Origin of the sequence: Marinobacter sp. (genome assembly GCF_039977835.1) — a bacterium.
In the GTDB taxonomy this organism is placed as follows: Bacteria; Pseudomonadota; Gammaproteobacteria; order Pseudomonadales; family Oleiphilaceae; genus Marinobacter.
Map to the genome: position 1 here is coordinate 54,844 of NZ_JBDWCL010000009.1, position 15,316 is coordinate 70,159.

At 53.3% G+C, this 15,316-nt stretch carries 12 protein-coding genes; 6 read left to right on the forward strand and 6 right to left on the reverse strand.

Going from position 1 to position 15,316, the window contains the following annotated elements; all coding sequences use genetic code 11:
• The first annotated feature begins 37 nt into the window (after positions 1–37).
• A complete protein-coding gene (locus tag ABJM11_RS04165; protein WP_348293010.1) occupies positions 38–382 on the forward strand; it encodes a BolA/IbaG family iron-sulfur metabolism protein in 345 nt (114 codons plus the stop codon).
• Positions 379–1,002, forward strand: a complete 624-nt coding sequence (locus tag ABJM11_RS04170) for an L-threonylcarbamoyladenylate synthase (protein ID WP_348293011.1) — start codon at positions 379–381, stop codon at positions 1,000–1,002. Before ABJM11_RS04165 ends, ABJM11_RS04170 begins: the two co-directional genes overlap by 4 nt.
• A 5-nt stretch (positions 1,003–1,007) precedes the next feature.
• Here ABJM11_RS04170 and ABJM11_RS04175 read toward each other — a convergent pair whose 3' ends face one another.
• The 6 genes from ABJM11_RS04175 to ABJM11_RS04200 form a co-directional block, all read right to left on the reverse strand.
• The gene (locus ABJM11_RS04175; RefSeq protein WP_348293012.1) at positions 1,008–1,661 is read right to left on the reverse strand and encodes a hypothetical protein; all 654 of its coding nucleotides are present in this window, start codon (positions 1,659–1,661) and stop codon (positions 1,008–1,010) included.
• Between the two features lie 129 nt (positions 1,662–1,790).
• The gene (locus ABJM11_RS04180) at positions 1,791–4,151 is read right to left on the reverse strand and encodes a DUF6351 family protein (protein ID WP_348293014.1); all 2,361 of its coding nucleotides are present in this window, start codon (positions 4,149–4,151) and stop codon (positions 1,791–1,793) included.
• Between the two features lie 94 nt (positions 4,152–4,245).
• Positions 4,246–7,314, reverse strand: a complete 3,069-nt coding sequence (locus tag ABJM11_RS04185; RefSeq protein ID WP_348300279.1) for an EAL domain-containing protein — start codon at positions 7,312–7,314, stop codon at positions 4,246–4,248.
• Between the two features lie 343 nt (positions 7,315–7,657).
• Entirely contained in the window at positions 7,658–8,488 is an 831-nt protein-coding gene (locus tag ABJM11_RS04190) for a trypsin-like serine protease (protein ID WP_213476822.1), read from the reverse strand.
• Positions 8,489–8,570: 82 nt separating this feature from the next.
• Entirely contained in the window at positions 8,571–10,685 is a 2,115-nt protein-coding gene (locus ABJM11_RS04195; protein ID WP_213476823.1) for a helicase-related protein, read from the reverse strand.
• Positions 10,682–11,524, reverse strand: coding sequence for a DUF1837 domain-containing protein (locus ABJM11_RS04200; protein WP_213476824.1), 843 nt, complete (start codon positions 11,522–11,524; stop codon positions 10,682–10,684). The genes ABJM11_RS04195 and ABJM11_RS04200 overlap by 4 nt, the downstream gene beginning before the upstream one ends.
• A gap of 229 nt (positions 11,525–11,753) precedes the next feature.
• On the opposite strand from ABJM11_RS04200, the gene ABJM11_RS04205 reads away from it, so the two are divergent.
• From ABJM11_RS04205 to ABJM11_RS04220, 4 genes are all read left to right on the forward strand, one after another.
• Complete coding sequence (locus tag ABJM11_RS04205) at positions 11,754–12,122, forward strand: hypothetical protein (protein WP_213476825.1); 369 nt, start codon at positions 11,754–11,756, stop codon at positions 12,120–12,122.
• Positions 12,123–12,126: 4 nt separating this feature from the next.
• On the forward strand, positions 12,127–13,089 hold the full coding sequence (locus tag ABJM11_RS04210) for a DUF932 domain-containing protein (protein ID WP_348293016.1): 963 nt from the start codon (positions 12,127–12,129) through the stop codon (positions 13,087–13,089).
• 86 nt (positions 13,090–13,175) lie between these two features.
• Entirely contained in the window at positions 13,176–14,177 is a 1,002-nt protein-coding gene (locus ABJM11_RS04215) for a lambda-exonuclease family protein (RefSeq protein ID WP_348293018.1), read from the forward strand.
• Positions 14,178–14,233: 56 nt separating this feature from the next.
• The gene (locus tag ABJM11_RS04220) at positions 14,234–15,121 is read left to right on the forward strand and encodes a hydrolase or metal-binding protein (RefSeq protein WP_213476828.1); all 888 of its coding nucleotides are present in this window, start codon (positions 14,234–14,236) and stop codon (positions 15,119–15,121) included.
• The last annotated feature ends 195 nt before the right edge of the window (positions 15,122–15,316 follow it).

Below are 15,316 nucleotides of genomic sequence, written 5' to 3' on the forward strand. Positions count from 1 at the left end.
TGTTCCGTAACACATTCAATCAGGAGCAGGCCTGTTTATGTCTTTACAACAAGCCATTGAGCAAAAGCTCACCAACGCGTTCGAAAGTCACCACCTCATGGTTGAAAACGAGAGCCACAAACACAACGTGCCGCCCAACTCCGAAACCCACTTCAAGGTGACCCTGGTGGCCCCGGAGTTCGAGGGGCAGGGTAAAGTAAAGCGGCACCAGTCCATCTATCGCGTGCTGGCAGATGAAATGGCCGGCGGCGTTCACGCACTGGCGCTTCACGTATACTCGCCGAAGGAGTGGGAGGCGGTCGGTCAGGCAGCGCCTGAGTCCCCCAACTGTATGGGGGGCTCGAAGAATGATCCTGCCTTTGCATCCGGGGGTGATCAATGAGCCAGTTTTTCCAGATTCACCCGGTAACGCCGCAGAAACGCCTGATTAAACAGGCTGTGGAGATCCTGCGCAGGGGCGGGGTGATCGTGTACCCCACGGATTCGGCTTATGCCATCGGCTGTCAGTTGGATGACAAGCAGGCGGCAGACCGTGTCAAGCGTATCCGCAAGCTGGACGACAAGCACAATTTCACCCTGATGTGCCGTGACCTTTCGGATATAGGTGTGTTCGCAAAAGTAGATAACACCCACTTCCGTTTGCTCAAGACGTTTACCCCGGGGCCCTACACCTTCATTCTGGACGCCACCAGTGAAGTGCCACGCCGCCTGTTACACCCCAAACGCAAAACCATTGGTATGCGGGTGCCAGACAACGCCATCGTGCAGGCACTCCTGGAAGAGCTGGGTGAACCAATCATGAGCAGTACGTTGATACTGCCCGACGAAGAAAACCCGATGACCGATCCGGAAGACATTCGGGATGCCCTGGAGCACGAACTGGATCTGATCATTGATGGCGGTTTCTGTGGGTTTGAGGCGACCACGGTGGTCAACATGACGGGTCCGGCGCCGGAAGTAACCCGGATCGGCAAGGGCGATCCGGAGCCGTTCCGCGTCTGAGCGGATCAGGCCCGGGTGTTGAGGCTCAGGGCGAATCCCTTGCGGTCAGTATAGCCGGGTGTCTGATCAGTGCTGATGGTGCGGCGCATGCTGTCATAGCGGTGCGCCAGGTCCTGCAGGCCGTTGAATTGCTGGTTTTCGCTGACCAGGGTATCCAGCAGTGAATTGTTCACACCATAAGCCTTGTTGAGCTTCAGGGCGTTGTCGACAAAGTGCAGGGTCGGCTCGCTGGCGCTGAGGCGGCTGAACGCTTCCCGGAAGGGTTTGCTGTTGTTCAGGTCCTGCTCGATCTGGTTGCGGGCCGGTTCGGGTATCCCGCCGCCCAGGCTGATGTTGCCTTCTTCGTTCTTCGATACCTCCACACTGGTTGCCGGGCTGAGTTTGTACTCGGCAAGTTTGTGCCGCAACGTTTCGCGCATGTAGGCAAGGTCCTGCCCGACGGTTTGTTTGTATTCCGCCATCGACAGCTTGGTGGCCTTGAGGCGGCCCGTATCGAACCCCGCCCGTTCCGACATGGTGAAACGGTCATCGGTAGCAGACACCGGAGCTTCAGGCGCCGCAGGCTTTGCCGACGCGTTGCCTGATGCCGGCGGCGAGCGCTTTTCCATGGCTTGCTGGAACTGGGTACTGGCCTTAATCAGCGATGTAAGCAGCGACATGGCTTTATTGCCCTCCCATGGTCACTGAGAAAAAATTGACGGTTATCTTTGCCTAAGCACAAAGTGGGCCATCAGCAAAAAGGGCACCCAAGATGGGTGCCCCTTCGTCAAGGCATTGGAGTGGTTGGTTCAGCGACCGTGTCGGCCCTTACGAGGGGCGCTGTAGTCGCATACTCCGTTCGGGAAGATCTCTTTCAGACGGTTGATTTCCTGTCTGTTGAAGTTGATGCTGCCATAGATGCCACGTGCAAGCGCCGCTGGCACTGGTAGCAATTTGCACTGGAAGACACTTCCCTCAATCGGGCCGCCGGCAACCATGCGGGACGTGGTGTAGGTCGGGAACCGCTCCGTGCAGGTACCGGCCGGGCCATTGTCCAGGATGCCGTCCCAGACGCCATCACCGGAATCGATCAGGTCACCGTTGGTCTCGAAACACGCGTCCCTCGCCAGGCCTGGTCGGTTGTCTGCTATGCTCTGGTCAGGGTTTTGCTGGATGTTGGTAATCCACTCATGCAGTACCTCCAGGGCCATCCAGGTGTGGTTGAATTCTTCCCGGGGTTCCGGCTCCGCAGGGTCCGAATAGTCGGTGGGGCGAGCATCCGTGAACCAGATGACCTGGTTGCCCGCGTTTCCCATCCGGTTGATGATGCGCTGGCGGGTTGAGAAAGACTGATGGCTGTTGTGCATGTTCAGCACTTCCTCCAGGTAATGCCGCCAGTCGATCACCGGCATGTTCAGTTGGCCATCGAACACCTGGCCCGAGGTGTAGGCCGCCTTGATGGCCTTACGGTCGCCCCGGGTCCGTGGAGCCGGAGTATCGCCGCCGTCCGGGCTGAGGTTCATGTTCCGCGAACTCCAGGGGTCGAAGACCGTGGGGTCGGCCATAACGTCGGATACCGACCCGATAAACGGAAAACCTTCCTGAACCATTTCCGAGGGCTGTTTCCAGCCACCCACCCTGGCATTCAGTTTGAGGAATTCAGCCTTGGTCAGGTTGCCGTTCTTCAGGGCTTTCAGGCCATACTGCACGCCAACGTTATCAAACAGGGTGCGCGGTGCGCCGTTGCTGTCCACGCCGTAGATGTTTCTGGCATCCGAGTAGTGGCTCCAGCGCACATCGTTCATGACGCCGTCCGGTTGCATCAACTCCTGGTTATCCGCCATGCCGAAATGCGGGTTCATCACCAGCGGAGTCAGCCCACGCCAGGCGGGAATACATTCAGTCATACCCGGGGCGGTGCTGTAACCAAGCATTGTTTTGATTTCCGCAAACGGATCCGGATAGCGGTCGTTGGAATTCAGTCCGACAAGCAGGCTGCGGTTTGCGGTGGTTTGCCACTTCGGATTGTTCCGGTCGGTGGCATCCATGTAGTACTCCAGCAGTTCGCAGTCGCCGACGTGGATGATCTGGGTGACCATGTCCGGGTAGGAATACTGGGGCACGCCGCCGTCCAGCAGGTCCGGATGATTCTGGGAGTAGACATATTGCTGGATGCCGCCGCCGGAACCGCCAATGGCAACCGTGTAGTCCGGTACGCCGAAGCGTTTCACGAAGTGCTCCTTCACCATCAGTGCGGTTTCCCCGCCCACCTGGAGATTGTAGTGGGTGCTCGTGCGGGTGCCGCTGGAATAGATAACGGCATAGCCCTTCTGAAGGGTGTTGGGCTGCAGCGCTCTGCTGTTGCTGATGTCCCCCTGGGAGTGGCCAATACCAACGCCCCCATCGAAATGGAACAATAGCCGGCCGTTCCAGTTCTCCGTGGAAGCGTCCCAGGGATCATCACCCAGCTCTGCCAGGGTAGCAAAGCTGTAGATAAAGCGGTTGATGGTGCCGCGCTCCTGCCGGACGATGAAGTCCACTGTACGCCCGTCAGTAAGCTCCGTGGTCGCCATGTCCTCCGGGCGGCTGCCGTCATCCGGCAACGGAGCCCAGTTTCCGTCAGTGGTTCGGTACTGGAAGGTGACAAAAGGCTCGATCGAGCAATCCTTGCTCAGGCCAATCTGGTTGCCGCTTTCGTCCAGTACGGGAAAGCCGGTGTCGCCATCCGTGTCCACAAGTGGCTGCTTGCCCAGTTCCGTTGTCACGGTGCAGACGAAGGGATATTGCTGCGGTCCAGAGAATATCGGGCCGGTGACGGGGTAAGCGGTGAGCGCCAGGGCATCGAGGGGGCCATACTCCGCGTGGTGCACCTCAAAGCGATTGTCGCCTTCCACCAGCCCGGTGACCAGGATTTCAGGGCCATTGCGCCCACGCCGGATGGTGGGCTGAACCTCAGAGTTGTTCAGCCAGAACTCGAGTTGGTCGATGTCGGTAACACTGTCCGCATCGTCGCCGGCCAGCCCGACCAACACATCCTCGCCGCTGACCTGGTCCGGGTCGCTGGAGAGCACTGTGAGGTGAATATCGGGGGTTTTGCCAAAGCAGCCAGTAAGAAGAATTGCTAGCAGGGCCGCCACTATCAGGCGGCTGGTGGTTGTTATCGTAGTCATGGTGGATCCCTCCAGAATCGACGTCGTTATTCGAATATTCCTTTAATGAATGCTAGTACGGTAAGGAGAAAAAAGCAGGTAACGGGGTAATGGATTATGCTGAGTCAATCCTTCGAGCCTTGTGCCAGGATTCGAAATCCTCCCCCGACATGGGCCGGCAGAAAAAGAAGCCTTGTGCCTGCCTGCAACCGCGGGAACGCAGGTAATCCAGTGCTGCGGCCGTTTCGATGCCTTCGGCAACAACTTCAAGTCCCAGAGTGTTTCCAAGAGCCAGCATTGAATCCGTAACGACACGACTGCTTGTGTCCTGCTCAAGCTGGAAGATAAACGACTTATCGATCTTGATTTTATCCAACGGCAGGCGCGTCAGGTGTGCCAGGCTGGAATGCCCGGTCCCGAAATCATCCAGTAAGATGGCAATGCCCAGGGCCCTGAGCCGCGTCAGGACAGCGATGGCCTCGTCAAGATCGTACATTACCGCGGTTTCCGTGAGTTCCAACTGCAACATAGTCGGGTCGATGGCATGCTCCTGAAGGAGCTGCTCGAAGTGGGCGATGAAGTCCCGATCACGGAATTCTACAGCCGAGACGTTAACCGCAATAGGAATGGCTGCCAGCCCGTTGGCAGTCCATGCAATGGACTGGCGGATTGCCTCTTGAAGGACCCAGCGCCCGATGGGATTTATAATGCCCGTGGCCTCCGCAATAGGAACGAATTGCTCTGGGCCTATCTCCTCGTTACCCAGCCGGAGCAGGGCCTCGACACTCACCACCTCCTGGGTATGGATGTCGATTACGGGTTGGTAGTACAGGTGAAAAGCATCCCTATGGAGCGCCATTTTCAGCTCCTGTTCAATGCTGTTCTGTCGATTGATTCCGACGGTAAATGCTGAGGAATAGAACTGGAAATTGTTTCTGCCGTCCTGTTTGGCCTGATACATCGCCGCATCGGCATGGCTCACCAGGGTATCGATGTCTTCGCCATCCCGCGGGAAAATGCTGATACCGATGGAGGTTGAAACAGACAGGGCCAGCTCTTCCACCTGATAAGGCTCGTTGATTTTCCGGATGATATGACGAGCGAGCTCGCCGGCATCGGCAGATGTGCTGATATCCTGCAACAGAACCACGAACTCGTCGCCGCCCATTCGGACCACCAGATCTTCGGCGCGCAGGCTGCGGGTAAGCCTGCTGGATAGCTCCTTGAGCACCTTGTCGCCTACGTCGTGCCCGTGGGTGTCATTAATGGGCTTGAAACGGTCCAGATCAAGAAACAGTACCGCAGCACATTGCGAAGTCCGCAGATTGTGTGGCAATAAATGGGCGGCATATTCGAACAACATGGCCCGGTTTGGCAGATCCGTTAATGGGTCATGCAGTGACGCGTGCCGTATTTCTTCGTCGGCCCGTTTGCGCTCGGTTATATCCCTGAAAAAGACCGCAAGCCCACCATCAAGGGCAGGGTACGCTCTTATCTCAAGCCAGCCCTGATTCCCGTCGGGAGTTCCAAGGGAGAATTCTAGTATGGCCGGTTTTCCGGTCTCTCTGACCCGGACATACAATTCTTCGACTTCCGTGCCTCGCTGCTCAGGCCAAATCTCCCAGTGGTTTCTGCCGACCACATCAGCAGCGCGCAGCTGGCTGATGCGTTCTGCCTCGGCATTGAAGTGGGTCATCGTCCAGTCAACGGATATCGCCGCAAAGCCTTCGGTCATGCTGTTCAGAATGTATCGGCTGTAGTCCCGCTCGCGGCGAAGTTCCGCCTGCGCACGGGCAGATTCGACAGCGGCCCAGGTCCGGTCTACGACGTCTTCGGCCAAGGCAACTTCCTCAGCGGTCCAATGGTGGACTTCCGAGTCATGAAGCCCCAACAGTACCCGCAACGAGCCGGCTTTCATGACGGGGACCGCCAGGACTGCCTTGATGTCCCTCTCCAGATATGCCCCGGCATAATCCGCAGAGCGCTCGTCAGCCGAGACGTCTCCGAGTACAAACACCTCTCCGGCGCGAATCTGATCCGCCACCACCGGGCCAAACTCTTCCAGCGGCAGTTCTTCCCCAACCATCGATACTGCGCCCGGTCTTGTCCACCCAGGCCTCACCGTTACTATTTCTCCGGACTTAGAAACGTCCCCATAGAAAACCCGGGTTACGCCCAGAAAGTGGCCTAATAAGGTCGTGGCCGCAGCCGTAATCTCATCGGGATCAACGAGCGAACGCAGCCTGTCCGTTAATTTCAGACGAAAACTCTTCCGCCGCTCAATCGCTTTCTGGCGCTTCAGTGTGTCAGCCAATTCCCGGTTGACCCGTTCCAGCTCCTCCTGGGTCTGAACCTGATCGGTGACGTCTGTGCCCTCTGCGAAGATGCCGCTGACTTTACCGTCCGGCCCCCAGACGGGTTGGTAGACAAAGTTAAGGATGCGCTCATTAACCGGCCCCCCGGGCGTCACCTGTACACCATACTTGGTGTTTTTTGCCCTGTAGGCAGTGCCGGTAGCGTATACCTGATCCAGAATATCCTCAAAACCCTGCTCAACCGCATCCGGCAGGGCTTCCCGGATGGTTTTGCCCAACACTGGTCGATGACCAATTAACTGGGCATGGCTGGGATTGGCGATTTCGTATCGATGTTCCGGGCCACTCAGATAAACCATGAAAGCAGAGGCACGGTTGAACATCTGCCTCAGAGGATCGAATTCGGGATGGAACACAGGCGGGATACATTTTTGGTCCGTGGCTGCAGTGCAGAAAGCAACAACACCACCAATACCCAAGGGGGCAGTTTCTTCCTCGAGTGGAGTAAGATTGAATGTCCAATGACCGTCTTTCTGCTGGCCGTTGAGGGTATAGGGGAGCTTATAGCTGAGTTGTTGGGCGGCCCCCTGGCCCTTCATAACCTGTTCAACGTCTTTGCCGATGAGCGGCCACGCCTCTTTCCATGCCTCTCGTGCGGGCCGACCCAGGGAGCGGGGGTGTTGTTCGGGCCCAAGCGCTTGCCGGAAGGCATCGTTATAAAGACACGCTGCTTCCCGGCCCCACAAGATCACCATAGGTTGGTCTACGTAAAGCATGATACGCATGGCCGTGCGAAGAGATTGGGGCCACTGGTGAGGTGAGCCAAGGGGGCTCTCGCACCAGTCATGGTGACGTATCAACATACCCATCTCGCCACCACCGGAGAGAAATTCCAAAGCGGAGATTGCAGTCCTGTTTGCGTTATCTGACATAATCCCTTGGGGGTTCTGGGTATGGGCTGTTAACACAGAATAGCATATCGAAACTGGGGCAGAAGTTTACATATTTTAAGAATAGGGGCGTTCTTTAGAGCTTTTTTCGGCAGGTGGGGGTTGGTTCAGATATCGGTTCTGAGGGCTTGGTGGTACCCCCGGCAGGACTCGAGCAAGACAGTAAAGTATTGATTAAATAGAATAAAAATAATCGGATTAAGAAATATACCCCTAAAAATACCCCCAAATTCGTGATATTTCTCGCAGCAGAGGCGTGACGTCAGAAGCGTCCCTTGCCTGCATTTATTAGAGCTGCGTAAATTGTAGAGAGCTTAACGGCCACCAGCACTTTCTGAGCTCTGTGGAATTCAATGAAAATGCCGATCAGCTTACCTTGGCACCAACTGTCGGCACGAATGCTAGCAAAATCTAACCCCTTAATTGAAAAAAGACCACCTCCACTGACTCCTATCGGCGACCAGGAGTTGACTTTGTTACCTTCCTCGTCTTTAGAATACTTACCACAGAAATCTAGGAGTAAATGGCTCGTAGCGCTTGCACCAACGGCGGAGAAAAGGTCGGCCTCGTGCTTGAGGAACGACGAATAGATAAAGGGGACCTCTTTTACAGTTTTTGCGTTCCGATCAAACTTTTTGTTTTTCGAGTTGGGATAGCCCAACGCTAGACAGAATTTTTGTGGCTCTCTTTGGGAATGAGTAAGACATTCTTTCTCATCGATGTAATCCAAATGCCCAAGCGATGCTTCGAAATCCTCGCTCACTTTGTGTACTGCAAAATCCAGTTTGTCGTTACCTCTATGGCCACTTGGAGGCTCAGTAACAAGGAAATCACCCACTATTTCAACCAAATTTTTCTCGCCACTTACATAAAGCGTTGTCTGTTCATTGTTGTCAATTACGTGCGCAGCAGTAACTACGTATTTTGTTCCCCCGAACTCCACTAAAACACAACTACCGATATGTTCCGGTTCGCCATGCTTTGTACTTCCGAATATAGGCCTCACGGAGCGAAGAAATTTTCGTGCAAGCTGATCAGAGCACGTATTCATTCGTTCTCTAGCAATATCTCTTAAAGTGACGACCTGAACCATTCATCTACCTTTTGCTCTTACTGAATTAGCTTACCCTATTAACGATAGTTTGCTAATTAATTCATTACACATTGAAGTGCGCTCACAGCCCAGCTTGGAGATCTTGCAGCATATCTCGCTCAAAGCGGGACAAAAAGGTTAGTTGGCTCGGTTCGAGCTTACGCACTTGATCAAGAGCCTCGTCCAAGTCATCACTTAAGCTGAGAGCCTTCGTTAGCTTTTCACCTATCTGAATAGGTAGCCCGTACTCTTCCATTGCCACTACTGAGGGATTTCTGAATAGGCACTCAAGTTGGTGGGCGAAATAGCTGTAATCGCCGCTATGTGAAAATCGAGCGGTGAACACATGATCTTGGATAGTTGAGAGTGCCATTAAAAGCCTGGGGAGTTCGAATCCAGCCCAGTTTCTATCAAAAGAAAATATCCGTTCCACTGCCTCATTCGCACTCTTGGCAGCATATTGGCCTGGTATGAGTTCGTTTTCTACTCGTTCACGAATGCTTTTTCCCTTCATTAGGTCCCAAGCTTTAAACGTTAGCTGTGGGCCGGAAAATACACCGCTTTTGCCTCGACCTGATGTTAAAAACTGCCAAATTAGTCTACACGCAGTATCAAGTTCTTTATATGCTGGACGACCACTCCATATGAGATCCTTGGTTTTCTCGGGACTGAGTGACCATAAATGCTCAGCTAGCGTTATTTGATCGGCTGGGTCTATAGAGCTATTAATCTTTAAGAGGTCGATTGGTAGGACGCTTTGATCAAGATATCCAGCAATCCGGTTTTTCGACTTAGTGTTTAGGTCGACTTCGTCCATTTGTATTAAAAGACTCTCCGGGACGTTGTCACCTTGAGTAAAAACAGGGAAATCAACTAGGGGCAGCTCCTCCTGAGGGGGTTGGTTAAACAAATATACATTACCTATAAAGTGCTGAAACATTCGTCCTGATCGCCCACGAATGTTGTTAAAAGTAAAAAAGTTATACGGTTGGTTACCGATATTACGGTCGACCACGATAACATTTTTTGCTGAAGTGTTTACGCCCTCAATTAGTGTAGACGTGCAGACCAAGAATTTTATGTGACCTTCATTAAATTCTCTAACAATATATTGCCCTAAGGACCTAGGCAATCTTCCATGGTGCAAGCCAATACCGAACTTGAGAGCTCGCTGAAAAATCCATTCGGGGTGGAAGTGATTAGATAGCCACTCATATTCGTCATCGAAACTTTTTTCCGACGCACTGATACCGGAGTCAACTAAGCTCTCGACAATTTCATTAGCTCGCTTTGGCGATTGACAATAGATAAGCGTCTGGCCGGAGATATCTTCGGCTAGCTTCTTAAGCCGTTCAGTATCATCTCCCTCGCCGTCGACTGTGTGTAACTCTGTTACTACGGTCGAAAAGTCGGTGTGAATAAAGGTGCAATTGAAGCGTGTTTCTACGCCCGTTGGTATCTGTCTGATAGAGGGGCCAAGCAAGTAAAATTGGCCACCTCCTTTGAATAATCGATAGAAGGCTTGATTTAAGGCCACTGTCCTTGTGTCGTCTTCTTCAAGGTTATCTATCTTGTAGAATTCATCTATGACAAAAAAGTCTATTTGCGGGAGATCGGGATAAGCTATTAACCTTTCAGCGGTGAAAACAAAAATATTCGACTCTGACGATCTTTGTGTAACTTGAGTAACTATTTTTTGTTCGTAATTTGCTTCAGCTAAGCGGCGGCGAGTTTCATCGATTAGTGCTATTGTCGGAACGACTACAGCAATATTTTTGTGTCGTCCGGTTGATATAATTGCATCTAAAATGCGGCTTTTTCCAAAACTGGTTGGCGCGCTTAGAATTACATTCTCGCCGACATCTAATCGTCGAAAGACCTCCGCTTGCACTCGGTTGAAGACAATTTCGGATTGGTCTGTTGGTCTGTGAAGTTCATATGCGATTAGATCACGTATATTGAGATTTTCTCGAGTCAAATATGGAAATAGGCCTACTTGCCGCGTGAAAGCGTCTAAGATATGCCGAAATTCACCAAAGGCATCTTTTTTGTCAAGTGCTCGAAGAACCAACTCTCGAGCTACAGTTTCTTCTGCGTCATTATTGATGTATGCGCTTATTTCATGAAGGAGTTCGAACCCACTCGATTGAATGTGATTCCGGTTCGAGAGTGCTTCTACGATTTCGTCGTAATTCATAAGTTTTTCCAAGCTTCCAGCTTTTGATGCAGGCAAGTAACGAGTGACTGCTTGTCACCAAGTGGCATGAGGAAGAGCTCAATGCTTACGTTTGGCAGTGTTTGCTTTGCAAATTTTTCGTAGTGATGGCGAACTTCCGCCTCAAATTGCGCACAATACTCGGAGGAACACGCTTCATATTCTCCAACGCATTTACTGTCGTAGGTGAGGAGTACTGGGATAACCGCTTTTGAGAAAACTTCATCGAGCGAAGTATTTGGAGAGAGCAACGATTTTAACTCTTGAGAATGAGGCCACTCGTCATCGATCTTGCCAGTAATCAATAAAAATTCGTCTTTTAAATAATTGCTCTGTGTGTGGTCGTGTAATTCCTGAACGACATCATTGATCGCTTGGTTTATGTCTTTATAGAATTTTACCTCGCCTAGCCAGAGCTCTAACCCTTCCTCTCCAGGAACCACATGCACTGCATCAAATCCTTTGACGGTGTCATTTCGGGCTGTCTTGTAATAAATTTTGCTTATTGCGGGGAGAGACCCGAAAACTTGACGTACTGCGGCATGGAGAAATAGTTCGCCGAACTCCCCACGTTTTTGAAATTTTTCAGTTGCGTATACGTTTGCAGCTGCATGGCGCATCAGCCGAACGATATTGGATGAATCCATTCCTTCTAGCTCTTTGTGTGTCAGAGCAAACTCTGGCAACCACTCCATTGCATGGTCAGCAAGCTGCTCTGTCCGCCACTCTCCAAGTTCGTAACCTACGCAAAGCCCAAGTAGTCCTGGAGAAACTGCAGCGTCGTGTACCCTGACTTTGAGAAATGGTTCAGGTGTTTTCATGCTTTACTCGGTGATGGGGAAGAAACGAAAAGTAGATTTAACATGTTGATCCTAGGTTAGAATTTCTTCTCCGTCCATTCCTGGAACCCAATCCGTTCGGAGTCGGACAGTAAATGAACAGAACTCACCCTCGTTAGATCTTTCATTCCACTCGGTCTCAAACCTATATCACCTCTGTGAACCAAGGCACCAACGGTGCCTTCTCTCCCAATTCACAGAGGTAATTCCCATGTCCGAACAATGCCCCAGATGCCTGTCCACCCGGATCGGCAAGAACAACTACGGCAAGAAGGCGGCTGGTGTGGTCGGCGCTGCCGCTGGCGTTTATGGCGGCTACGCCTCCGCAATTGCAGGTGCTCGCACCGGTGCTGTCGTCGGAGCGATGGCTGGCCCGGTGAGTGGTATCGGTGGTGCGGTGATCGGCGGTTTGCTGGGCGGTGTCACCGGTGTCTCCGCTGGCATCATCCTGGGCGATGTGCTGGATGAAGTCGTGCTCGATAACTACCGCTGCCTGGAGTGCGGTCACTCGTTCAGCATCGAACCTGACCCGGAAGACGAAGACTCCAGTAATCCTCCCTCCCAATTCCCAAAGGAGTAACCTCATGGCCCATCTGATCGAGCAAATGGCCTACGTTGGCCAAACCCCTTGGCATGGCCTGGGGAATGAACTGACCTCCAATCAACCGCTGGAAGTCTGGGCGAGGCAAGCGGGACTGGATTGGCAGATCGAAGAGAGCCCCGTCCGGTTTGTCACCAACTCCGGTGGCACCCTGGGTGAGATCCTGTCCTACCCGGATTCGAAGGTGCTGTATCGCTCGGATACCAAAGCGCCGCTATCGGTCGTCGGTAATCGCTTTAAGGTAGTTCAGCCGGAAGAAATACTGGAGTTCTACCGGGATCTCACCGAGGTTTCCGGTTTCGAACTGGAAACGGCTGGCGTACTGAAAGGCGGCCGGAAAATGTGGGCGTTGGCCCGCACCGGTCAATCCGGCGTGCTGAAGGGCAACGACCAAACCAATGCCTATGTCCTGCTGGCAACGGCTTGTGACGGCACGATGGCTACGACGGCTCAATTCACCAGCATTCGGGTGGTGTGTAACAACACCCTAGCTGTTGCTTTGAAGGATTCCACGGCAAACGCAGTGAAGGTGAAGCACAACACGGCGTTCGATGCGGACCTGGTGAAGAAACAGCTTGGCATCTCCGTCTCCGCCTGGGATGACTTCATGTATCGCCTGAAAATCCTGAGCGAGCGGAGGGTGAGAACGACCGAAGCCAGAAATTACTTCCTGAAGGTGTTCACGGACGATTCCGGTACCGGCGTTGGCAAAACCAACGAACGCTCCATGGCCAAAGCCCTTTCTCTGTACGAGGGTGAGGGCATGGGTGCCTCGCTGGCTTCGTCTGAGGGAACGGCTTACGGATTGTTGAACGCGGTAACCGAGTTCATTGACCATCAACGCCGTGCGAAAAGCGTTGATCACCGGCTTGATTCAGCCTGGTTCGGTAACGGTGCCGCCATTAAGAACCGCGCCCTCGAACAGGCCGTGTCACTTGTGGCCTGAAGCACTTCTCACAACCCTAAAACCGCCATAAAGCCCACCGGAGCCTCGTGCTCTGGTGGGCTTTTTTATGTCTGGAGGAAAACACCATGGGCATGAGCGCAAACGTCATTTCGAAGCAACGGCCAGCGCTGCGACTGGTTTCAACCAAGGGTCTCAGCCGCGACGAATGGCTGAAAGTCCGCAAACAAGGCATTGGAAGTAGTGATGCCGCTGCGGCAGTGGGCCTGAACCCTTACCAGTCGCAGTTGGAGCTGTGGATGGTCAAAACCGGTCGCGATGCCGGCCTGCCTAAACCCAATTCGGACGATCCGGCATCCCCTGTCTACTGGGGCCATATCCTGGAACCGATTGTGGCTGAGCAGTACCGCCAGCAAACGGGACGTAAGGTTCGCCGTGTAAACGCCGTCTTGCAACACCCTGATCCGGACAAGCAATGGATGTTGGCCAACCTGGATTACTCCGTGGTGGCTGAGGATGAGGTTCAGATCCTCGAATGCAAAACAGCGGGCGAGTTTGGTTCGCGACTCTGGAAAGAGGGTGTGCCGGACTACATCCAGTGCCAGGTACAGCACCAATTGGCCGTAACCGGCAAGCAAGCTGCGGATGTGTGCGTGTTGTTGTGTGGCCAGGAGCTGAAAATCTACCGAATCGAACGAAATGAGGAGCTCATTGAGGCCCTTTATGTCCTGGAACGCCAGTTCTGGGATTTCGTGGAGACGGACACACCGCCACCGGTAGACGGCAGCGATTCCGCTGAGCGGGCGTTACGCCATCTCTACCCCGTGGACAAGGGCGAAACCCTGGACTTCAGCCAAAGCAAGGATCTATCGGCGGCCTTCAATGAGCTGCTTGCTATCCGCTCGGAGCTGGAAGCGCTGAAGCAGACGGAATCCCACCTGAAGCAAAGAATTCAGCGCCAAATGGGTGACGCATCCAAAGCCACATTCCCCGGTGGCAGTGTGAGTTGGAAACGGAGTAAGGATTCCGTTGGGCTGAACGTGAAGCAGCTACTGAAAGACCAGCCGGAGTTGCTGGAGCAATACCCCCTCACCAAGCCGGGTAGCCGGCGATTCCTCATCCACGCCTAATGTCCCATGGCCACGCGGGTAGCGCGTACCCCTTGGCCTTTTTCAGGAGAAGCATCATGATTAAAGGGTTAGCCATCACACCCCCAGTGCTGGGGCGAATTAGCATCGGCCGGGTAATCGAGAAAAACGGCATCCGGCTACCGCAGAAAGACGATCAATTCACCATCACCTCCCAGATCCAGGAAAAAGGCGGCTGGGTACTGCACCCCCTGGACGAAGAGCTGAGAAAGGACGCTCCCACTAGCAAGCTGCGAACCATTCCGGTACGCATGCTGTTCAACGAGGCAGATCTCAACCTGCGCGCTGAATACACCATGTTTGACCGTAAGAGCGGACGTCCCATGTGTGTGGGTGACGGTCATACCTGCAAGCGCCTGACGCAATCCGGTGTACAGTCATTGCCTTGCCCAGGGCCAACGCTGTGCGAGTTCGGCAAAGGTGGTCTGTGCAAGCCCTATGGGCGACTGAATGTGAAGATCGGTGACGACGATGATCTCGGCACCTTTATCTTCCGCACAACGGGTTACAACAGCATCCGGACGCTGGCGGCCAGACTGAGCTACTACCAGGCAGTTTCTGGGGGTTTATTGGCATACATGCCGCTGGAACTGAAGTTGCGGGGTAAAAGCACTACACAGAGTCGGCGAGCGCCAATTTATTACGTGGACTTGGTGATCAAAGAAGAGCTATCACTGAAGGAAGCGGTGTCGGAGGCGAAGGAAAAGGCCGCGCAGGTGGCAGAGGAGGGCATTGATCAGTCGGCGCTGGATGCTGCGGCTGCCAAGGGATTTGGAAACGCGTTATTTGAGTATGATGAGGATGAAATAACTGAAGTTTTGGAGGAGTTTTACCCTCTCTCGTCACATGGAAGTACGACAGAAAGTGCGGTGACAGCCTCTAAACTCATGAAAGGTTTGGAGTCTCAGCACTCGGTAGCAGGATAGAGAGCGACGAGTGGCCCGTTGGGGCCACTCGTCGGAGTACTGGTGAATTTATTTTTTGTTTCAAATAGTGAGAGCCCAGAGATCAAGCTGGATACCGTGGTGTTTACCGTAAATAAGTAGATTGCGGTGGTAGTTTGACCATGTGTGAATTCAAATGCGGTGAGGTTGTCCACCATTTGAGAGGATGGTTACATT

Bases quoted from the DNA above. Each gene is read 5' to 3' on its own strand.
- ABJM11_RS04165 (WP_348293010.1), top strand. From the start codon at position 38: ATGTCTTTACAACAAGCCATTGAGCAAAAGCTCACCAACGCGTTCGAA.
- ABJM11_RS04170 (WP_348293011.1), top strand. From the start codon at position 379: ATGAGCCAGTTTTTCCAGATTCACCCGGTAACGCCGCAGAAACGCCTG.
- ABJM11_RS04175 (WP_348293012.1), bottom strand. From the start codon at position 1,661: ATGTCGCTGCTTACATCGCTGATTAAGGCCAGTACCCAGTTCCAGCAA.
- ABJM11_RS04180 (WP_348293014.1), bottom strand. From the start codon at position 4,151: ATGACTACGATAACAACCACCAGCCGCCTGATAGTGGCGGCCCTGCTA.
- ABJM11_RS04185 (WP_348300279.1), bottom strand. From the start codon at position 7,314: ATGGGTATGTTGATACGTCACCATGACTGGTGCGAGAGCCCCCTTGGC.
- ABJM11_RS04190 (WP_213476822.1), bottom strand. From the start codon at position 8,488: ATGGTTCAGGTCGTCACTTTAAGAGATATTGCTAGAGAACGAATGAAT.
- ABJM11_RS04195 (WP_213476823.1), bottom strand. From the start codon at position 10,685: ATGAATTACGACGAAATCGTAGAAGCACTCTCGAACCGGAATCACATT.
- ABJM11_RS04200 (WP_213476824.1), bottom strand. From the start codon at position 11,524: ATGAAAACACCTGAACCATTTCTCAAAGTCAGGGTACACGACGCTGCA.
- ABJM11_RS04205 (WP_213476825.1), top strand. From the start codon at position 11,754: ATGTCCGAACAATGCCCCAGATGCCTGTCCACCCGGATCGGCAAGAAC.
- ABJM11_RS04210 (WP_348293016.1), top strand. From the start codon at position 12,127: ATGGCCCATCTGATCGAGCAAATGGCCTACGTTGGCCAAACCCCTTGG.
- ABJM11_RS04215 (WP_348293018.1), top strand. From the start codon at position 13,176: ATGGGCATGAGCGCAAACGTCATTTCGAAGCAACGGCCAGCGCTGCGA.
- ABJM11_RS04220 (WP_213476828.1), top strand. From the start codon at position 14,234: ATGATTAAAGGGTTAGCCATCACACCCCCAGTGCTGGGGCGAATTAGC.